Annotated in this window: 17 protein-coding genes; 10 read left to right on the plus strand and 7 right to left on the minus strand. The window is 72.5% G+C overall.

The window, feature by feature from the left end; all coding sequences use genetic code 11:
* Nucleotides 1–247 precede the first annotated feature (247 nt).
* On the plus strand, nt 248–1,831 hold the full coding sequence (gene guaA, locus OIE51_RS17480) for a glutamine-hydrolyzing GMP synthase (RefSeq protein WP_326598641.1): 1,584 nt from the start codon (nt 248–250) through the stop codon (nt 1,829–1,831).
* Between the two features lie 9 nt (nt 1,832–1,840).
* Here guaA and OIE51_RS17485 read toward each other — a convergent pair whose 3' ends face one another.
* Complete coding sequence (locus tag OIE51_RS17485) at nt 1,841–2,263, minus strand: cupin domain-containing protein (RefSeq protein WP_326598642.1); 423 nt, start codon at nt 2,261–2,263, stop codon at nt 1,841–1,843.
* A gap of 51 nt (nt 2,264–2,314) precedes the next feature.
* Here OIE51_RS17485 and OIE51_RS17490 point away from each other — a divergent pair, with 51 nt between their 5' ends.
* Nucleotides 2,315–3,292, plus strand: coding sequence for a helix-turn-helix domain-containing protein (locus tag OIE51_RS17490; protein WP_326598643.1), 978 nt, complete (start codon nt 2,315–2,317; stop codon nt 3,290–3,292).
* A gap of 13 nt (nt 3,293–3,305) precedes the next feature.
* Here the strand turns inward: OIE51_RS17490 and OIE51_RS17495 are convergent, their stop codons facing one another.
* Nucleotides 3,306–4,001 (minus strand): response regulator transcription factor, encoded by a 696-nt coding sequence (locus OIE51_RS17495; RefSeq protein WP_326598644.1) that lies wholly within the window; start codon nt 3,999–4,001, stop codon nt 3,306–3,308.
* Complete coding sequence (locus OIE51_RS17500; RefSeq protein WP_326598645.1) at nt 3,998–5,275, minus strand: PspC domain-containing protein; 1,278 nt, start codon at nt 5,273–5,275, stop codon at nt 3,998–4,000. Before OIE51_RS17500 ends, OIE51_RS17495 begins: the two co-directional genes overlap by 4 nt.
* A 123-nt stretch (nt 5,276–5,398) precedes the next feature.
* Here OIE51_RS17500 and OIE51_RS17505 point away from each other — a divergent pair, with 123 nt between their 5' ends.
* Complete coding sequence (locus OIE51_RS17505; RefSeq protein WP_326598647.1) at nt 5,399–6,715, plus strand: PspC domain-containing protein; 1,317 nt, start codon at nt 5,399–5,401, stop codon at nt 6,713–6,715.
* On the plus strand, nt 6,712–7,059 hold the full coding sequence (locus OIE51_RS17510; RefSeq protein WP_326598648.1) for a hypothetical protein: 348 nt from the start codon (nt 6,712–6,714) through the stop codon (nt 7,057–7,059). The genes OIE51_RS17505 and OIE51_RS17510 overlap by 4 nt, the downstream gene beginning before the upstream one ends.
* Here the strand turns inward: OIE51_RS17510 and OIE51_RS17515 are convergent.
* Nucleotides 6,985–8,082 (minus strand): C40 family peptidase, encoded by a 1,098-nt coding sequence (locus OIE51_RS17515; RefSeq protein WP_326598649.1) that lies wholly within the window; start codon nt 8,080–8,082, stop codon nt 6,985–6,987. The genes OIE51_RS17510 and OIE51_RS17515 overlap by 75 nt on opposite strands.
* A gap of 129 nt (nt 8,083–8,211) precedes the next feature.
* Nucleotides 8,212–9,036, minus strand: a complete 825-nt coding sequence (locus OIE51_RS17520) for a DsbA family protein (RefSeq protein WP_326598650.1) — start codon at nt 9,034–9,036, stop codon at nt 8,212–8,214.
* Nucleotides 9,037–9,258: 222 nt separating this feature from the next.
* Between OIE51_RS17520 and OIE51_RS17525 the strand changes: the two genes are divergently transcribed.
* Nucleotides 9,259–9,609: a hypothetical protein gene (locus tag OIE51_RS17525; RefSeq protein WP_326598651.1), complete on the plus strand. Its 351-nt coding sequence runs from the start codon at nt 9,259–9,261 to the stop codon at nt 9,607–9,609.
* A gap of 22 nt (nt 9,610–9,631) precedes the next feature.
* Here the strand turns inward: OIE51_RS17525 and OIE51_RS17530 are convergent, their stop codons facing one another.
* Complete coding sequence (locus tag OIE51_RS17530; protein WP_326598652.1) at nt 9,632–10,816, minus strand: C40 family peptidase; 1,185 nt, start codon at nt 10,814–10,816, stop codon at nt 9,632–9,634.
* 247 nt (nt 10,817–11,063) lie between these two features.
* On the opposite strand from OIE51_RS17530, the gene pcrA reads away from it, so the two are divergent.
* Both pcrA and OIE51_RS17540 read left to right on the plus strand, forming a co-directional pair.
* The gene (pcrA, locus tag OIE51_RS17535) at nt 11,064–13,538 is read left to right on the plus strand and encodes a DNA helicase PcrA (protein ID WP_326598654.1); all 2,475 of its coding nucleotides are present in this window, start codon (nt 11,064–11,066) and stop codon (nt 13,536–13,538) included.
* 160 nt (nt 13,539–13,698) lie between these two features.
* A complete protein-coding gene (locus tag OIE51_RS17540; RefSeq protein WP_326598656.1) occupies nt 13,699–14,376 on the plus strand; it encodes a hypothetical protein in 678 nt (225 codons plus the stop codon).
* 144 nt (nt 14,377–14,520) lie between these two features.
* Here OIE51_RS17540 and OIE51_RS17545 read toward each other — a convergent pair whose 3' ends face one another.
* Complete coding sequence (locus OIE51_RS17545; protein ID WP_326598657.1) at nt 14,521–15,735, minus strand: M23 family metallopeptidase; 1,215 nt, start codon at nt 15,733–15,735, stop codon at nt 14,521–14,523.
* A 301-nt stretch (nt 15,736–16,036) separates the two neighbouring features.
* Between OIE51_RS17545 and OIE51_RS17550 the strand changes: the two genes are divergently transcribed.
* The 3 genes from OIE51_RS17550 (at nt 16,037) to sucD (ending at nt 18,845) form a co-directional block, all read left to right on the plus strand.
* Nucleotides 16,037–16,438, plus strand: coding sequence for a cobalamin B12-binding domain-containing protein (locus OIE51_RS17550; protein ID WP_326598658.1), 402 nt, complete (start codon nt 16,037–16,039; stop codon nt 16,436–16,438).
* Nucleotides 16,439–16,750: 312 nt separating this feature from the next.
* The gene (gene sucC, locus OIE51_RS17555) at nt 16,751–17,926 is read left to right on the plus strand and encodes an ADP-forming succinate--CoA ligase subunit beta (RefSeq protein ID WP_326598659.1); all 1,176 of its coding nucleotides are present in this window, start codon (nt 16,751–16,753) and stop codon (nt 17,924–17,926) included.
* Between the two features lie 28 nt (nt 17,927–17,954).
* The gene (gene sucD / locus OIE51_RS17560; protein ID WP_326598661.1) at nt 17,955–18,845 is read left to right on the plus strand and encodes a succinate--CoA ligase subunit alpha; all 891 of its coding nucleotides are present in this window, start codon (nt 17,955–17,957) and stop codon (nt 18,843–18,845) included.
* Nucleotides 18,846–18,997 lie beyond the last annotated feature (152 nt).

An 18,997-nucleotide genomic window follows, 5' to 3' on the forward strand; every position in this document is an offset into this window, starting at 1 on the left:
GCCGCTGATGGGCCCGGGGCGCGAAGGACGTCGCTGGTCAGTGCTGTGCGCAGCGCTCCTCGTGGCGGCCGGCCGAACCGGTGCCATACATCAAGGAGCGCAGACGCGCAACGCGAAGCATGCTCGCGAGTATGCCAGCGGAACCGGCACCGGCCAACCCCGCGCCGGATCCGGCGGGCCCGGCCCGTCGGTAGACTCGGAGGCACTTCAGGGGGAAGGCGAGAAAGGCAACATCTTGGTGGCAGACGTGGCAGACGTGGCAGGCAAGGACACCGACACGGTCCTCGTCGTGGACTTCGGCGCGCAGTACGCGCAGCTCATCGCCCGCCGGGTGCGTGAGGCGAGGGTCTACAGCGAGATCGTCCCCTCCACCATGCCGGTGGCCGACATGCTCGCCAGGAATCCGCGCGCGATCATCCTCTCCGGCGGCCCCTCGTCGGTCTACGCCGAGGACGCCCCCGGCATAGACCGCGCCGTCTTCGAGGCCGGGGTGCCGGTGCTCGGCATGTGTTATGGCTTCCAGCTCATGGCCCAGGCCCTGGGCGGGCGGGTCGACAACACCGGCGCTCGCGAGTACGGGCGGACGGCGCTGACCGTCAGCAAGACCGGCTCCACCCTCTTCGAGGGCACGCCCGCTGAGCAGCAGGTGTGGATGTCGCACGGCGACGCCTGCTCGGCCGCCCCCGAGGGCTTCACCGTCACCGCCTCCACCGGCACCGTCCCGGTGGCCGCCTTCGAGGACGACGAGCGCCGGCTGTACGGCGTCCAGCACCACCCGGAGGTCATGCACTCCACTTACGGGCAGCAGGTGCTGGAGCACTTCCTCTACCGGGGCGCGGGCATCGCCCCGGCCTGGACGACCGGCAGCATCGTCGAGGAGCAGGTCGCCGTGATCCGCGCCCAGGTCGGCGGCAAGCGCGCGATCTGCGCGCTCTCCGGCGGGGTGGACTCGGCGGTCGCCGCCGCGCTGGTGAACCGGGCCATCGGGGACCAGCTCACCTGCGTGTACGTGGACCACGGGCTGATGCGCAAGGGCGAGACCGAGCAGGTCGAGAAGGACTTCGTGGCCGCGACCGGCGTGCGGCTCAAGGTCGTGGACGCCGCCGACCGCTTCCTGGAGGCGCTGGCCGGTATCTCGGACCCGGAGCAGAAGCGGAAGATCATCGGCCGGGAGTTCATCCGGGTCTTCGAGCTCGCCCAGGCCGAGCTGGTCGCCGAGGCGGGCGCGGCGGGGGAGGACGTGGCGTTCCTGGTCCAGGGCACCCTCTACCCGGACGTGGTCGAGTCCGGCGGCGGCACCGGCACGGCCAACATCAAGTCGCACCACAACGTGGGCGGGCTCCCCGAGGACCTGGAGTTCGAGCTGGTCGAGCCGCTGCGGAAGCTGTTCAAGGACGAGGTGCGGATGGTCGGGCAGGAGCTCGGCCTGCCGGAGGAGATCGTCCAGCGGCAGCCGTTCCCCGGCCCGGGGCTCGCCATCAGGATCGTCGGCGAGGTCACCCGGGAACGGCTGGACCTGCTGCGCGAGGCCGACGCGATCGTCCGCGCGGAGCTGACGGCCGCCGGGCTCGACCGGGAGATCTGGCAGTGCCCGGTGGTCCTGCTGGGCGACGTCCGCAGCGTCGGCGTCCAGGGCGACGGCCGCACCTACGGCCACCCGGTGGTGCTGCGCCCGGTCTCCTCCGAGGACGCGATGACCGCCGACTGGTCGCGGCTGCCGTACGACCTGCTGGCGAAGATCTCCACCCGGATCACCAACGAGGTCCCCGACGTCAACCGCGTGACGCTGGACATCACGAGCAAGCCGCCGGGGACCATCGAGTGGGAGTGAGCCCTCGGCTCACTCCGCCAGGGCGCGGCCGGTGCGCGGCCTGATGTGGCCGGGCAGGGCGGCGGCGGTGTCCCCGTCGTCGCCGGTGGTGACGGTGCCGGTCGGCTCGAACATCAGGATGGCCGCGCCGTCCGCCGAGGACGGCCGGTGCTCGGTGCCGCGCGGCACGGTGAAGACCGCGCCGCGCGAGAGGGTGACGGTGCGCTCGGCGCCGTTCTCGCGCAGGCCGATGGTCAGCTCGCCGTCGAGGACGAGGAAGAACTCGTCGGTGTGCTGGTGGGTGTGCCAGACGTAGTCGCCGCGCACCTTGCCGATGCGGACGTCGTAGTCGTTCACGCGGGTGGCGACGCGCGGGTCGAAGATCTCGTCGAACGTGTCGAGTGCGGCGTACAGGTCGACCGGCCTGGCCGGTCCGTCGTTCCTGGTGGTCATGCGGTCATCGTCCCGCGCCGCGCGGCGCGGGACGAGTGATAGGAATCGCATATGCCGCAAGAATCCTCGCACTCCCGTCCGCACCGCGTCGTGATGATCGTCGACGAGGGGTCCAACCCGTTCGAAATGGGTGTGGCCACCGAACTGTTCGGACTGCGGCGGCCGGAACTGGGCCGCCCCTGGTACGAGTTCACGCTGTGCGCCGCCCGGCCCGAGGTACGGATGCACGCCGGATTCTTCACGCTCTCCGGCGTCGCCGGCCTCGACACCGCCGCCGAGGCGGACACCGTGATCGTCCCCAACCGCCCCGATCCGCTGGCCACGCCCGCGCCCGAGGTCCTGACGGCCGTCCGGCGGGCCGCCGCGCGCGGCGCCCGGCTGCTCAGCTTCTGCACCGGCGCCTTCGTGCTGGCCGCCGCCGGGGTGCTGGACGGTCGCCGCGCCACCACGCACTGGCACTGGGCCGGGCAGCTCGCCGCCCGCCACCCGGCGGTGAAGCTGGAGCCCGACGTGCTGTTCGTGGACGACGGCGACGTGCTGACCGCCGCCGGGAGCGCGGCGGCGCTCGACCTGTGCCTCCACCTGATCCGCCGCGATCATGGTGCCGAGGTGGCCAACGCGGTCAGCCGGCGGCTGGTCTTCGCCGGTCACCGGGACGGCGGCCAGCGGCAGTTCGTCGAACGGCCGGTTCCGGCCGTGCGCGACGGCTCGCTCGCCGCGCTGCTCGCCTGGGCGCAGGAGCGCCTCGACCAGCCGCTGACCGTGCCCGACCTCGCGGAGCGGGCGGCCGTCAGCCAGGCCACACTGCACCGCAGATTCCGCGCCGAGCTGGGCACCACGCCGCTGGCCTGGCTCACCGCCGAACGGGTCACCCTCGCCTGCCGCCTGATCGAACGCGGCGAGCCCCGCCTCGATGTCGTGGCCCGCTCCTGCGGGCTGGGCACGGCGACCAACCTCCGCCTCCAGCTCCGCCGCCACACCGGGCTGAGCCCCTCGGCCTACCGCCGCCGTTTCGCGCGCCGCCCCTGACCGGCGGCCGGGGTCAGACCAGGCGGCGGGCCGTGGCCCAGCGGGTGAGCTCGTGGCGGTTGGAGAGCTGGAGCTTGCGCAGCACCGCCGAGACGTGGCTCTCGACCGTCTTGACCGAGATGAACAGCTCCTTGCCGACCTCCTTGTACGCGTACCCGCGCGCGATCAGGCGCAGCACCTCGCGTTCCCGCTGGGTCAGGCGGTCCAGGTCCTCGTCGACCGGGGCGGCCTCGGAGGAGGCGAAGGCGTCGAGCACGAAGCCGGCCAGGCGCGGCGAGAACACCGCGTCGCCGTCCGCGACCCGGAAGATCGCGTCCACCAGGTCGGAGCCGGTGATCGTCTTGGTGACATAGCCGCGGGCACCGCCCCGGATCACGCCGATCACGTCCTCGGCGGCGTCCGACACCGACAGCGCCAGGAAACGCACCGGCCGCTCGGGCGCGGAGAGGAGCTCCGCGCTGCGGCGCAGCACCTCCACCCCGCCGCCGCCCGGCAGGTGGACGTCGAGCAGGACCACATCGGGCCGGGTGGCCTTGATGACGCTCACCGCCTGGTCCACGTCGCCCGCCTCGCCGACGACCTCCACGCCCGTCTCCTCGGTGCGGCCGATCTCCGCCCGCACCCCGGCGCGGAACATCCGGTGGTCGTCGACCAGGACGACGCGGGCTCCGCGCTCCTCGGGCAGATCTCGCGTCCCGGTGCCGTTCATTCCGCTCGCTCCATCGTCAGCTCCACCTCTGTGCCCTCGCCTGGTATGGACCGTACCCGCGCGGAGCCGCCGTTGCGCCGCATCCGGCCGACGATGGACTCCCGCACGCCCATCCGGTCGGCCGGCACCGCGTCGGGGTCGAAGCCGGGACCGCGGTCGCGGACCGACACGAAGACGGTACGCCCCTCGACCTCCGCGAAGACCCGCACCGGACCGCGTTCGTCCCCGTACTTGGCGGCGTTCACCATCGCCTCGCGGGCCGCCTGGAGCTGCGCGGCCAGCCGCTCGTCCAGCGGGCAGTCGCCCACGCAGACCACCTCGATCGGAACGCCGTGGTGGTCCTCGACCTCGGCGGCGGTGGCGCGGACCGACTCGGCGAGGCCGGCCGGCTTGTCCTCCTCCTCGGTGGGTCCCGAGCGCTCGGCCGGCTTGTACAGCCAGGCGCGCAGGTCGCGTTCCTGGGCGCGGGCCAGGCGGGCCACCTCGCGCGGGCTCTCCGCGTTGCGCTGGATCAGGGTGAGGGTGTGCAGCACCGAGTCGTGGATGTGGGCCGCCACCTCGGCGCGCTCCTGGGCGCGGATGCGCATGGTGCGCTCCTCGGACAGGTCCTGCACGATGCGCACCAGATACGGCCCGGCCAGCAGCGCGATCCCGACCACGACGGCGACCGCCGCCTGGAAGACCAGGCTCAGGCTCTGCGTCGCCTCGGCCGGGTGCTGCCCGATCACGAAGGTGCCCACGCCCAGGCACACCAGCACGGCACCGGCGGCGCTGCGCAGCAGCGGCAGCCAGCGGCTGTCCCGGGTGGCCGCCGCCCAGTGCGCGCGGCGCGAGTTGTCCGCCTGCCGCCATACGACGGCCGCGCCGACGCCGATGATCAGCAGGGGCCACAAGTACCCGCCGCTGATGGGGAACTGGACGTTCGTGCCGAGCACGCCGAGCGCGCAGGCCAGCACCAGGAACGCGAACAGCCGCCGCTTGTGCGGGCGGCGCAGCAGCCGGCGGCGCAGCGGCGGCCCGGCCGGCGCGGCGGCGGTCGTGCGCGGGGCGCCGAGCGGGACGACGAACCAGAAGATGGCGTACAGCAGCACGCCCAGGCCGTTCGCCAGGATCAGCACGAAGAAGACGATCCGCACCCACGACACCGGCAGCGCCAGGTGCCCGGCCATGCCCTGTGCCACGCCGCCGAGCCAGCGGCCCTCCGCGCTGCGGTACAGCTTGCGCGCGGGCGCCTCGTCCGGGGCGGCACCGGCGGCCGGGGTGGCGGTGGTCATACTCCGATCGTCACATGTCCGGACGGCCCGCCACATCAGGGTTGGTCCCTGAAGGAAAGCTCAGGGACCACTGGGGGACGGACCCGGATTCCCGCCCGGTCCGGCTGCGTCACCATGGTGTGCATGACCGACGACCTCATCACCGAGCCGGCGGCGGAGCGGCGGCCCCCGCCGGTCGACGGGCCGACCCGGAGCCGGCGCCACAAGGTGATCGGCGGCGTCTGCGGGGGGTTCGGCCGGTACTGCCACCTCGACCCGGTGATCTTCCGGGTCCCGCTCGCGGTGCTGTCCGTCGTCGGCGGCCTGGGCTTCGTCGCCTACGGCCTGGCCTGGCTGCTCATCCCGTTCGAGGGCGAGGAGGAGAACGAGGGCCGCCGGCTGCTGTCCGGGCGCGTGGAGGGCCCGGGACTCACCGCGCTGCTGTTCATCGTGGCCGGCTGCGGGCTGCTCCTGGCGTCGCTGGGGAACCAGGGCCCGGCCACCTGGTTCTCCGTCATGATCCTGGTGGTGCTGGCCGCCGCCGCCCACTGGTCGCGGCGGCGTGGTGCGGCGGGCGTGGGCCAGGCCGGCGGCGCGCAGGTCGTCGCGGAGGCGCCGCCCGAGGCCCAGGCGCCGCCCGCGCCGCTGGGACCGTCCTGGTGGCAGGGGTCGGCGGCGGGCGGCTATCTGTGGGGCCCGGCCGACGCCCGGCCCGGCGACTTCGGGCCGACGCCCGGCCTCGCGGCGCACGACGGCGCGGCGGGCGGCGGGTGGGCGCCGCGCGAGCCCCAGGCGCCGCCCGCGCCGGCCGCCGGGCGGCGCGAGCTCCGCCTCGGCGGGCTGGTGCAGCTGCTGGCCTCGATCGCCTGCGTGACCGGCACCGCCCTGACCTGGGACGAGCCGCTGGGCACCGCGCTGGTCGTCGGCCTGTCCGCCGCTCTGGCGGTCTACGGCGTCGGGCTGGTGGTCAGCGCCTTCGTCGGCCGCCTCGGCGGCGGCACGGTCGTCGCCGTGGTGCTGACCGGCGGCATGCTGGCGGGCGCGTCGGCGCTGCCGGACAGCATCACCACCGGCTGGTCCAGCCCCGAGTGGCGGCCGACCGAGGCGTCGGCGGTGCGGGCGGCCTACGAGCTGGGCACCGGTGACGCGGTGCTCGACCTGTCGGCGCTCGATCTGCCCGCCGACCGGACCCTGCGCACCGCCGTGGAGGCCGGGGCCGGAGAGATCAGGGTGGTCGTGCCGCACGACGCGAGGGTGATCACGCACACGGAGATCGGCGCGGGCGCGTTCCACTACGAGGCGCTGTCGCCGGCCCTGGTGGGCCGACCGGACGATTCCTGGGGCGGCCTCGGTGAGGAGCGGACCGACACCTATGGACCCGAGCCGGGTGTCGAGCCCGGCGGGACGCTGGAGTTGCGCGTGGAGATGGGCATCGGGCACGTGGTGGTGGAGCGGCCGTGAACGGGAGGAACGCGCTGTCGCGGCGGCACCGCTTCGAGCCGGCGCGGCTGGTCCTCGGGCTGGCGCTGATCGCCGTCGCCGCCGTGCACCTGCTGCGGGCGACCGGGCGCGGCGACATGCCGCTGCCCGTGCTCGCCGCGCTGCTGCCGGCCGCGCTGCTCCTCGCCGCCGTGGTGGCCGTGGTCGTGTTCGCCGCCCGCCGCGCCCGGGCCCGCGCCCGGTCCGGTGCGGCGGCGCGGGCCGGTCGCGCCGCCGGTGCTCCGGGCGACTCACGCGGGGCGGGTGGCGGCGGCGATCGGCATGGAGTCGACGGGGGCCAGACGGACCGGGGTGCCGGGCCGTGAGGCGTGGATGATCTGGCCGTTCCCGACGTAGATGCCCACGTGGCTGATCCCCGAGAAGTAGAAGACCAGGTCGCCCGGGGCGAGTCGCGCGCGCGGCACCCGGGTGCCCGCGCCGACCTGGCTGTAGCTGGTGCGGGGCAGCGCGACCCCGGCGGTCCGCCAGGCGGCCTGGGTGAGCCCCGAACAGTCGAAGGCGTCGGGGCCGGTGGCGCCCCAGCCGTACGGTTTGCCGAGCTGGGCGTAGGCGAACGCGACGGCCGCCGCGGCGCGTTCGGTCGGGGCGGCGGCCGGGTCCGCCGCGCGCGGGGTGGTGGAGCGGTCGGCGCGGCCGGTGCCGGGGGCCGTCTCCTCGTCCAGCAGGCGCTCGCGCTCCTCGGCGGTCCGGGTGGCCAGCAGCTCCTCGGCCTCGGCGAGCTTCGTCTCGACCGTCTCGCGCTGGTCGTCGGCCCGCTCCCGGGCGTCGGTGAGGGTGTCGGCCTGCGCGGACGCCTCGGCCCGCAGCCGCCGGATGTCCAGCAGCCGGCCCTCGATGTCCCGCACGGCGCGGGCCTGTCGGCGGCCGGTGCGGTCGATCAGCGCGACCCGGTCCAGGAAGTCGTCCGGGGCCGAGGACAGGGCGAGCTGGAGGGACGGCGGCAGCCCGCCCGCCCGGTACGCGGCACCAGCCTGGGAACCGAGCGCGTCCCGGGCGGTGTTGAGCTCCTCGGTACCGCGTGCGGCCCGGTCGCGCAGCCGGTCGAGCCGCTCCTCGGCGCGCCGGACGGCCTCGGCGGCGGCGTTGTACTCCTCGGTCGCCTCCTCCGCCTCGCGGTGCAGGGTGTCCACCCGTTCCTCGATCTCGGCGAGCGAGGGCTCGGGGTCGGCGGCGGCGGTCCCGCCGAGCGCGGCGGCGGACGCGGCCCCGGCGAGGGTGAGGGTCGCGGCGGTGCGGAAGGCGCCGGGCACGGCCGCCGGGGGCGACGGCTGAGGTTTCTTCCGGTGGCCGGTCCTGCGCCAGGGGCGCTGCTTACGATGCTGAGCCATGGCCCCGCAGGCTAAACCGGGCGGCCCCCCGGACACGGCCACCCGACCGGCATTGGTGGCAATTGTCCGCAGAAGGGGTAAAGGTGACCGTTTGCTGCTCCTTCGGCAGTGGTCGTTGACGGCTCCTGATCAGTCTGCGGAGTCCTCTTCGGCTGCCCCGGCGAGCTGGTCGATGATGTCCCGGAAGTCCTCGACGGGCCGGGCTCCCTGGAGCGCCTGGCCGTTGATGAGGAACGCGGGGGTGGTGGTGACGCCGAGGTCCAGCGCCTCCTCCGCGTCCCGGCCCACGGCGTCGCCCGCCTCCGGCGACTCGGTGTCCTCGGCGAACCGGTCCAGGTCGGGAACGCCGGCCTCGGTGGCGAGCTCGCGCAGGCCGTCGGCGGAGAACCGGCCGCTGTCGTGGTTGAACTCCTCGCCGAACGCGACCGCGGAGAACTCCCAGAACCTCCCCTGCCGCCCGGCCGCCCAGGAGGCCCGCGCGGCGGCGTCGGACTCCGGGCCGTTGACCGGGAAGTTGCGGAACTCGATGCGCAGGACGCCGGACTCGACGTACTCCGCGACCAGGCTGTCGTGGGTGTCGCGGGCGTGGATGCCGGCGAAGGCGTCCTGGAAGTCCGCGTACTCGATCATCACCACCGGAGCGTCGGTGTCCCCGATCGCCAGCGGATCACCGTCCTCCCGGCGGGCGAGTGCCAGCGCCGGGTGGTCGGACGGCAGCGGCTCGACGGTCGGCCCGTCCCCGCCGCCGGCCGGGTCGTCGCCGCCGGAGCCGGAGAGTGCCGACAGCGCGCCGATGACCAGCACGCACACGAGCGCCAGGGCCAGCGCCCCGGCCGCGAGCCGCCGTCCACCGGTCGCCGCACCGGGCTCCCGGGGGGCGCGCTTGTCCGCGCGGCTGTCCCTGGCCGCGGCCTTGGACTTGTTCCTGGGCTTCCGGGTCCGGGATACGGGCATGCCGCAAGCCTAGGGCCTGCCTTGCGGGCCTTCCTGGACCAGGTCCTGGTGGTACGTGGTCGCCCGTCGTCGCGTGGTCGTGCGCGCGTGGTCGTGCGCGCGCGATGCGGCGGAGCGGCCCGGGACTCCTCCCGGACGGGTCGGGAGAAGGACGCCCAGGGGTATCGCGCGGTCCTCCGGGGCGGGGGAAGCCCGTAACGGGCCGCCGGTACACTCCGCGCCATGGACACGCTGATCAACGTATTCGTCGTTTTACACTTCATCGGCTTCATCGTCCTGCTGGCCGATATGGCGGTCCAGTTGCCCGCCGCCATGGCCGGCAAAGCGCGGATGAGACCCGCGATGCGCCTCGGCGCGGCGGCGGCACTGCTGACCGGCATCGTGCTGGTCGCCCTGAACCAGGCCGACGATCAGGACCTCAACAACGTCAAGCTCGCCGTCAAACTCGGCGTGGTCGTCATCATCCTGGCGCTGATCTACGTCAAGCGTGACGAGGAGAAAGTCCCCAACTCGCTGTTCGGCGCGGTCGCCGCGCTGACCGTCGGCAACATCCTCGTCGCCGCGCTGTGGTGAGAGGGAGGGCGCCCCGGCCCGCTCAGGCGGGCCGGACCGCGCTGTGGAACGGCATGTAGTCGATCGACTCGACCTTGACCACGTCGCCCGGCTTGGGGGCGTGGATCATCAGACCGTCACCGATGTACAGGCCGACGTGGCTGATGTCGGCGTAGAAGAAGACCAGGTCGCCCGGGCGGAGGGCGTCCCGGGAGACCGGGGTGCCGATGTTCACCTGGTCCCAGGTGACGCGCGGGATGCTCACACCGGCCGCGCGCCAGGCGGCCTGCGTCAGCCCTGAACAGTCATAGGAATTCGGCCCGGTGGCGCCCCAGACGTACGGCTTGCCGAGCTGGGTCTCCGCGAAGGCGATCGCCGCCTCCGCCTGGCCGGAGACCTCGCCGCCGCCGATGTCCGCGGCCTCGCCGCCGGTTCCGCCGTCCGCGGCCTGCTCCGCCGCCGCGCGTTCCGCCGCCTCGCGCTCCTCCTGCGCCCGGCGCGCCTCCTCGGCCAGACGCTCGGCCTCCTCGCGCTCCAGCCGTTCCAGCTCCGCGAGTTCGGCCTCCTCCTCGTCGGTGAGCTGGTCCAGCAACTCGCGGGCCTCGGTCAACTTCCCCTGGACCGTCTCCTCCTGCTCGGCCCGCTCGGCCTCGCTCGCCTCCAGTTCGGCCAGCGCCTCGGACGCGTCGGCGCGCTGCGCCTCCGCGTCCTCGCTCCGCTCGGTGAAGTCCGTGACGGCCTGTCGCTGCGCCTCGGTCAGCCGGTTGAGGGTGTTCCTGGTGTCGAAAAAGCTCCTGACGTCCGGCGCGAGGAGCAGCGCGGCGGTGTCCGAGAGCCCGCCGCCGAGCCGGTACTGAGCGGTGGCGAACGTGCCCAGCACCTGGCGGGCCTCGTTCACCTGCTCGCTCGCCGCCGCGGCCTCCTCCATCAGCTCGTCGGCTATCTCCTGCTGCCGGTCGGTGGCCTCCTGGGCGGCGTTGTAGTGCTGGGTGGCGGTGCCGGCCTCCCGGTACAGCTCGTCGACCCGGTCCCTGACCTCGACGGCGCGCTCGTGCGCCTCGTCGGCGCGGTCGCGCTGTTCCTCGACGGAGGAGGCGTCGTCGTCCGCCCGCGCGGTCGAGCCGAACAGCGTCGCCGAGGCGAGCGCCAGCACGCCCACACCGACGGCGCCGCGGCGCGTGGTGAACCCGCTGAGAAAGCCGACGCGCGGCTTGCGGTGAGATCCCAAGGCCGGTCCCTCCTTCGCTTGTTTACGGGGCGGTAACGAAGCGCTTGGCGCTGCACGCTAACCACTCGCGGCGGTGTTTGGGAAGGCCGATGCGCGATGTGACCGAAACCAATTCGTGACCGGAGTCCGGGGTTTGGCGCGTTCCACGCCGTTTTCTGTGGCGCTTCTCACAGCCGGACGGCACGGCCGGGACCGCCTGCGCCGTCCCGGCCCGTCGGCCCGCCCGGCGGCCTAGACTCGGTCAGCGATGAGCGGCCTATTCGATGACAACGCGCTGGCGAACCTCACCCCCCTGCCCGTCATGGGTGACGAGGAGCCGCCCCCCGAGTCCGGCTACGAGCCGGAGCCCGACGCGGCGCCGGACGACATCCCGGACGACCTGTTCGCCGGGACCTTCGCCGAGCCGAAGCGGGCGGACGAGGACGCCTTCTACCGCGACGGCGCCCGCAAGCCCGTCACCGATGCCGCCGCCCTGCTGGCCGGGCTGAACGAGCAGCAGCGCGAGGCCGTCACCCACAGCGGAACGCCACTGCTGATCGTGGCGGGCGCCGGCTCCGGCAAGACCCGGGTGCTCACCCACCGCATCGCGCACCTGCTGGCCGCCCGCTCCGCGCACCCCGGGCAGATCCTGGCGATCACCTTCACCAACAAGGCCGCCGGCGAGATGAAGGAGCGCGTGGAGGAGCTGGTCGGCCCGCGCGCCAACGCGATGTGGGTGATGACGTTCCACAGCGCCTGTGTGCGGATCCTGCGCCGCGAGAGCAAGCTGCTGGGCTTCACCTCCAGCTTCTCGATCTACGACGCGGCCGACTCCAAGCGGCTGATGGCCCTGGTCTGCCGCGACCTGGACCTCGACCCCAAGCGGTTCCCGCCCAAGTCGTTCAGCGCCAAGGTCTCGAACCTGAAGAACGAGCTGATCGACGCCGAGGACTTCGCGGCGATGGCGAGCGACGGGTTCGAGAAGACCCTCGCCGAGGCGTACGGGATGTACCAGTCGCGGCTGCGCGAGGCCAACGCGCTGGACTTCGACGACATCATCATGACCACCGTGCACCTGCTCGACGCCTTCCCCGACGTTGCCGAGCACTACCGGCGCCGCTTCCGCCACGTCCTGGTCGACGAGTACCAGGACACCAACATCGCGCAGTACACGCTGATCAAGCACCTGGTGGGCGCCGACGGACGGGACGCCGACCCCGCCGAGCTGTGCGTCGTCGGCGACGCCGACCAGTCGATCTACGCCTTCCGCGGCGCGACCATCCGCAACATCCTCCAGTTCGAGCAGGACTATCCGGACGCCACCACCCTGCTGCTGGAGCAGAACTACCGCTCCACGCAGACCATCCTCTCCGCCGCCAACGCCGTCATCGCGCGCAACGAGGACCGCCGCCCGAAGAACCTGTGGACCAACGAGGGCGCCGGCGCACGCATCACCGGCTATGTCGCGGACACCGAGCACGACGAGGCGCAGTTCGTCGCCGACGAGATCGACCGGCTCTCCGACACGGGCGACGCCCGCGCCGGCGACGTCGCCGTCTTCTACCGCACCAACGCCCAGTCCCGCGTCTTCGAAGAGGTCTTCATCCGCGTCGGCCTGCCCTACAAGGTCGTCGGCGGCGTCCGCTTCTACGAGCGCCGCGAGGTCCGCGACGTCCTCGCCTATCTGCGGGTGCTCGCCAACCCCGAGGACACCGTGCCGCTGCGCCGCATCCTCAACGTGCCCAAGCGCGGCATCGGCGACCGCGCCGAGGCCATGATCGACGCGCTGGCACAGCGCGAGCGGATCTCGTTCCCGCAGGCGCTGCGCCGCGTGGACGAGGCGTACGGGATGGCCGCCCGCTCGGCCAACGCGGTCAAGCGGTTCAACGTCCTGCTGGAGGAGCTGCGCACGGTCGTGGAGTCGGGCGCCGGACCGGCCACCGTGCTGGAGGCCGTGCTCGAACAGACCGGGTATCTGGCCGAGTTGCAGGCATCGACCGACCCGCAGGACGAGACCCGGGTGGAGAACCTCCAGGAGCTGGCGGCCGTCGCCCTGGAGTTCGAGCAGGAGCGCCAGGGCACCGACAGCCCCGGCACGCTCGCGGACTTCCTGGAGCGGGTGGCGCTCGTCGCCGACTCGGACGAGATCCCCGACGACGCGGACGACAGCGGCGGCGTGATCACGCTGATGACGCTGCACACCGCCAAGGGCCTGGAGTTCCCCGTCGTCTTCCTGACCGGCATGGAGGACGGCGTCTTCCCGCACATGCGCAGCCTCGGCAAGACGAAGGAGCTGGAGGAGGAGCGCCGGCTCGCCTACGTCGGCATCACCCGGGCCCGGCAGCGGCTGTACGTCACCCGGTCCGCGCTGCGCAGCGCCTGGGGGCAGCCGCAGCACAACCCGCCGTCGCGGTTCCTCGACGAGATCCCGGAGCAGTACGTCGACTGGCGCCGCACGGGCGCGACATCGGCGGTGCCCGCGCCCTCGGCGGCGTCGTCGGTGCTGGCGCCTCCGGCCGGAGCGCGCGGGCGGCGCGGCGCGGGCGGGTTCGCCACCGGACGGATGGCGGACCGGCCGGTGGTGGCCCTCGCGCCGGGGGACCGGGTCACGCACGACAGCTTCGGCATGGGCACGGTCGTCTCCGTCCAGGGCGGCGGCGACCGGGCGGAGGCCACGATCGACTTCGGTGGCGAGAAGCCCAAGCGGCTGCTGCTCCGTTACGCCCCGGTGGAGAAGCTCTGATCACTACCCTGTAGTGTCGCCGCTATGTCACAGCCCGGGGAAAAGGCTTGTGGTGCGGGCCCGGGGGGCGATTAGCTGCCAGGTGGCAATGTGCGTACTCCACGCTCGCCGGTCTGTCCCCGGAGTACGTACGACCTGAGATTCCCAGGGGGAACACACCATGAGCCAGCCCTGGCAGCAACAGCCGGACGGATACGGTCAGCAGCCACAACAGCCGGGCGGCTATGGCCAGCCGCAACCCTACGGACAGCCTCAGCCGTACGGACAACCGCAGCCCTACGGCCAGCCGCCGCAGCAGGGTTACGGCTACCCGCCGGCCCAGCCGCAGCCGTACGGCGGCTACCCGGCGCCCCCGCCCGCCGGCCGCCGGTCGAACGTGCCGCTGGCGATCGTCGCCGCCCTCGCCGCCGCGATCATCGCGGGCATCCTCTACGGGTTCATCTACAACGGGATGTTCGACGAGGAGAAGGGCGAGTTCACGCAGATCAGCTACATCTCGCTGGCCATCGGCGCGGCCGTGGGCGTCGGCCCGGCGTTCCTCGCCCGGGGGAACTGGGGCGCGTACCTGGTGGCCGCCGCGCTCGGCCTGGCGGCGGCGATCTTCGGTGAGCTCTACGGCACGGCCATGGTGATGAGCGAGTACATCTACACCGGCGGCGTGGACCCGTTCACCGGCCTGGAGGCCGAGAAGCTGAGCGGCATCGAGGTCCTGTTCCAGAAGTTCGGGGACACCTGGGACATCTGGGAAGAGACCAACGAGGCCGCCAACTACCTCTTCCTCGCCCTCGCCCCGGTCGGCGCCATCGCGCTGTGCACGGGCGTGCAGCGCAGGCGTTAGCACGGGGCCACTGACGACCGGAAGAAAAGGGCCCGGCGCTCCGAACAGGAGCCGCCGGGCCCGTTCCGCTATAGAGGGGTGCCCTTATGCCTTATATGAGGGGTGCCTTCCGCTGTGCGGGGCCCTCGGTCAGGGGCGATGGCCTCAGGTGGGCTCCAGCCCGTTGCCGCGCAGCCAGGGCAGCGGGTCGACGGGGGAGCCGCCGTAGGGACGGACCTCGAAGTGCAGGTGCGGTCCGGTGGAGGTGCCGGAGTTCCCCGAGTACGCGATGACGGTGCCGGCCTGGACCGAGCCGGAGGTGTAGGCCGTGCTGCTCAGATGCGCGTACCACGTCTCGGTGCCGTCCGGGGCGGTCAGGATCATCATGTTGCCGTAGCTGGGGTGCCACTGGGTGCTGATCGTGCCGTCGGTGGCGGCCCGGACCGGGGTGCCGTAGCCGACCGGGAAGTCGATGCCGGTGTGCGTGGACATCCAGTTGATGCCGGACTGCCCGAAGTAGGCGCTGAGTCCGTGCTGTTCGACCGGGAGGAAGAACTTCTGCCGGGCGGCCTCGCGGCGGGCCGCCTCCTCCGCCGCCGCCTGCTCCTCGGCCTCCTGCTGCGCCTCCAGGTCGATCCGGCCCTGGGTCCGGCTGGCGCGCTCCGCGTAGTCGTCGGCGGCGGCCGAGAGACTGGTGAGCTGGGTGTCGAACTCCTCGTTGGCGGCGACCGTTTCTGCCTCGCCCGGATCGGGCGCGGCGACCGGGGCCGGTGCGGGCGCGGAGCCCGGGCCGCCGGAGACCGTCGCGGCGGTGGCGACGGCGGTGACACCGAGGACCGCCAGGGAGGGCGCGGCGACGCTCAGGAACGCGGACCGGCGCGGACGCATCCGCGACGCCCGCCGCCGCCTGCCGCGCTGGGCGCGCGGTCCGGGGACGGGAACCGGAGCGGGAACGGCCTCGGGCTCCGGGGCGGACCCGGTCGCGGCTTCCGGATCGGTCTCCGGCTCCGGTTCGGCCTCGGGCTTGGGGTCCGGCTGGTATCGCGGCTCGGGAGCCTGGGCCACCGGCTCCTGGTAGGCGTACCCGGCCTCGTGATAGCCGTCGTACGCGTGGGCTGGGTCCGGGTCCGCCGCGAAAGGCTGTCCGGCGTCCCAGCCGTCGGTGCCGTAGGGGGCGGGCCGCGGGTGTTCCCCGTACCACTCGGTGGCCTGACCCTGCTGGCCGTAGCCCGTCCACTGCTGGTCCATCGTCCCCCAGTAGTGGGTGGTGGCCTGATGGTCATGGCCGTATGAGGGGTCGAGCGGGTCGTAGGCGGCGTAAGAGCCGATGCCGGAGTGATCCGAGTGGTCGGAGACTTCCGACAACAGACGATCGCTCACCGAATACGCCTTTCGGCTCGACAACAGGAGCAGGGGTGGGGGCCCGGCGCTGTAGTGCCGCGACTGTACCTGGCAGTACGCTTCGGCCACAATCTTTCGCGGGCTGTTCGCGGGTTTCGAGCACCAGGAACCGGGCAATAGGCCGCCTTTCGGCGGGCGCGCGCATCATCACGTCACAACTCGTTCGGTAATCGTTCGAATTGAGTGCCGGATGTCCCGCGGGTGTGATTTCCCCCTCTGAGTCTGCCGCGAGCCCGGTGGTGTGAGAGATCCTGGTGTCATCGTCCTTGGGAGGCTTCAGATGGGTGTTTCGGGTCCGATCCGTGTCGTGGTGGCCAAGCCCGGTCTCGACGGTCACGACCGTGGGGCCAAGGTCATCGCCCGGGCGCTGCGCGACGCCGGTATGGAGGTCATCTATACCGGGTTGCACCAAACCCCCGAGCAGATCGTGGACACCGCGATCCAGGAGGACGCGGACGCCATCGGCATGTCCATCCTCTCCGGTGCCCACAACACGCTCTTCGCGCGCGTCATCGAGCTGCTGAAGGAACGGGACGCGAGCGACATCACGGTCTTCGGCGGCGGCATCATCCCGGAGGCGGACATCGCTCCGCTGAAGGCGGCGGGCGTGGCCGAGATCTTCACCCCGGGCGCGGGGACCGGCGAGGTGGTGACCTGGATCCGGGAACACGTCCGCGGGTAGCCCCGGCCCGGGCGCCGAGGGCGGGCGCGTCCTCTCCCTCTTCCCGTCCGCGCTTCCCCTGCGCGAAGGGGAATGGAGGAGGGGAGCGGTGTGCCCGCGCCCGGTGGGTGCCCCCGGTCCGCCGCCGTCGGCGGCGGGGCAGCCGGGCCGGTGGGACTGTGACAGGTCTCACCACTCAGGTGTGACCCACGATTTATGCGCCTTCGCGGCCCCCCGATACGCTCATCTCCGGACTTGCCGCGTGCGCGCGGCCTCGCGGCACGCCCACCGCTGTAAACGATCCGCGATACCACTGATGAGGGACGGACGCGCGTGGACCTGTTCGAGTACCAGGCGAGGGATCTTTTCGCCAAGCATGGCGTACCGGTGCTGGCCGGTGAAGTCATCGACACCCCCGAGGCGGCGCGTGAGGTGACCGAGCGACTCGGTGGTCGCGCGGTTGTCAAGGCGCAGGTCAAGACCGGCGGGCGGGGCAAGGCCGGCGGTGTGAAGCTCGCCTCCGACCCCGAGGACGCCGTGGCCAAGGCCGGCGCCATCCTCGGCATGGACATCAAGGGCCACACGGTCCACCGGGTGATGCTGGCCCAGACGGCCGACATCGTGGAGGAGTACTACGTCTCCTTCCTCCTCGACCGCACCAACCGCACCTTCCTCGCCATGGCCTCCGTCGAGGGCGGCGTGGAGATCGAGGAAGTCGCGGTCAACAACCCCGAGGCGCTGGCCAAGATCCCGGTGGACGCGATCGACGGCGTGACCGAGGAGAAGGCCCGCGAGATCGTGGCGGCAGCCCGCTTCCCCGCCGAGATCGCCGACCAGGTGGTCAACGTCCTGCAGAAGCTGTGGGCCGTTTTCATCGCCGAGGACGCGCTGCTGGTTGAGGTCAACCCGCTGGTCAAGACCGGCGACGGCCGGATCGTCGCGCTGGACGGCAAGGTGTCGCTGGACGCCAACGCCGAGTTCCGCCAGCCGGACCACGCCGCCCTGGAGGACAAGGCCGCGGCCAACCCGCTGGAGGCCGCCGCCAAGGAGCGCGGGCTGAACTACGTGAAGCTCGACGGCGGCTCGGTCGGCATCATCGGCAACGGCGCGGGTCTCGTCATGAGCACCCTGGACGTCGTCGCCTACGCGGGCGAGAAGCACAGCGGTGTGAAGCCGGCCAACTTCCTGGACATCGGCGGCGGCGCGTCCGCCGAGGTGATGGCCAACGGCCTGGAGATCATCCTGGGCGACCCCGAGGTCAAGTCCGTCTTCGTGAACGTCTTCGGTGGCATCACCGCGTGCGACGCCGTCGCGAACGGCATCGTGCAGGCCCTGGAGCTGCTGAAGTCCAAGGGTGAGGACGTCACCAAGCCGCTGGTCGTCCGGCTGGACGGCAACAACGCGGAGCTCGGCCGGAAGATCCTGACCGACGCCGACCACCCGCTCGTCGAGCAGGTGGACACGATGGATGGAGCGGCCGACCGGGCCGCCGAGCTGGCTGCCAAGTAAGGCCGAGTAAAGGAAACCGAACACCACCATGGCTATCTTCCTCACCAAGGAAAGCAAGGTCATCGTCCAGGGGATGACCGGTTCCGAAGGCCAGAAGCACACCAGGCGCATGCTGGCGGCCGGCACCAACATCGTCGGCGGCGTGAACCCCCGCAAGGCGGGCCAGAAGGTCGACTTCGACGGCACCGAGGTGCCCGTCTTCGGCGGTGTGAAGGAGGCCGTCGAGGCCACCGGCGCCGATGTGACCGTCATCTTCGTCCCGGAGAAGTTCACCAAGGACGCGGTCATCGAGGCGATCGACGCCGAGATTCCGCTCGCCGTCGTGATCACCGAGGGCATCGCGGTCCACGACACCGCCAACTTCTGGGCGTACGCCGGGAAGAAGGGCAACAAGACCCGCATCATCGGCCCCAACTGTCCCGGCCTCATCACCCCGGGCCAGTCCAACGCGGGCATCATCCCGGCCGACATCACCAAGCCGGGCCGCATCGGGTTGGTCTCGAAGTCCGGCACGCTGACGTACCAGATGATGTACGAGCTGCGTGATCTGGGCTTCAGCTCCTGCGTCGGCATCGGTGGCGACCCGATCATCGGGACGACGCACATCGACGCGCTCGCGGCGTTCGAGGCGGACCCCGACACCGACCTGATCGTGATGATCGGCGAGATCGGCGGCGACGCCGAGGAGCGGGCGGCGGACTTCATCAAGGCGAACGTCACCAAGCCGGTCGTCGGCTACGTGGCGGGCTTCACCGCGCCCGAGGGCAAGACGATGGGCCACGCCGGCGCCATCGTCTCCGGCTCGGCCGGCACCGCGCAGGCGAAGAAGGAGGCCCTGGAGGCCGCCGGGGTGAAGGTCGGCAAGACCCCCTCCGAGACGGCGCTCCTGGCCCGCGAGCTGCTGGGCACGGGGGCCTGAGACCCGGCGCCCCGACGTCCCGCCCGCCCTTCCCCGTCCCGGGGAGGGGCGGGCGGCTTTCGCCGCCCGGCCGGCGGCTCACCGCGCCGGCAGCGGCGTCGCCGTGCCCGCGGCCATCGTGGCCACCCCCAGCAGCACCGCCGCCGAGGCGG

The organism is Streptomyces sp. NBC_01803, from assembly GCF_035917415.1.
Classification (GTDB): Bacteria; Actinomycetota; Actinomycetes; order Streptomycetales; family Streptomycetaceae; genus Streptomyces.

Bases quoted from the DNA above. Each gene is read 5' to 3' on its own strand.
- OIE51_RS17550 (WP_326598658.1), top strand. From the start codon at position 16,037: ATGGGTGTTTCGGGTCCGATCCGTGTCGTGGTGGCCAAGCCCGGTCTC.
- OIE51_RS17485 (WP_326598642.1), bottom strand. From the start codon at position 2,263: ATGACCACCAGGAACGACGGACCGGCCAGGCCGGTCGACCTGTACGCC.
- OIE51_RS17500 (WP_326598645.1), bottom strand. From the start codon at position 5,275: ATGACCACCGCCACCCCGGCCGCCGGTGCCGCCCCGGACGAGGCGCCC.
- OIE51_RS17505 (WP_326598647.1), top strand. From the start codon at position 5,399: ATGACCGACGACCTCATCACCGAGCCGGCGGCGGAGCGGCGGCCCCCG.
- sucD (WP_326598661.1), top strand. From the start codon at position 17,955: ATGGCTATCTTCCTCACCAAGGAAAGCAAGGTCATCGTCCAGGGGATG.
- OIE51_RS17495 (WP_326598644.1), bottom strand. From the start codon at position 4,001: ATGAACGGCACCGGGACGCGAGATCTGCCCGAGGAGCGCGGAGCCCGC.
- OIE51_RS17525 (WP_326598651.1), top strand. From the start codon at position 9,259: ATGGACACGCTGATCAACGTATTCGTCGTTTTACACTTCATCGGCTTC.
- OIE51_RS17540 (WP_326598656.1), top strand. From the start codon at position 13,699: ATGAGCCAGCCCTGGCAGCAACAGCCGGACGGATACGGTCAGCAGCCA.
- OIE51_RS17520 (WP_326598650.1), bottom strand. From the start codon at position 9,036: ATGCCCGTATCCCGGACCCGGAAGCCCAGGAACAAGTCCAAGGCCGCG.
- pcrA (WP_326598654.1), top strand. From the start codon at position 11,064: ATGAGCGGCCTATTCGATGACAACGCGCTGGCGAACCTCACCCCCCTG.
- OIE51_RS17515 (WP_326598649.1), bottom strand. From the start codon at position 8,082: ATGGCTCAGCATCGTAAGCAGCGCCCCTGGCGCAGGACCGGCCACCGG.
- OIE51_RS17490 (WP_326598643.1), top strand. From the start codon at position 2,315: ATGCCGCAAGAATCCTCGCACTCCCGTCCGCACCGCGTCGTGATGATC.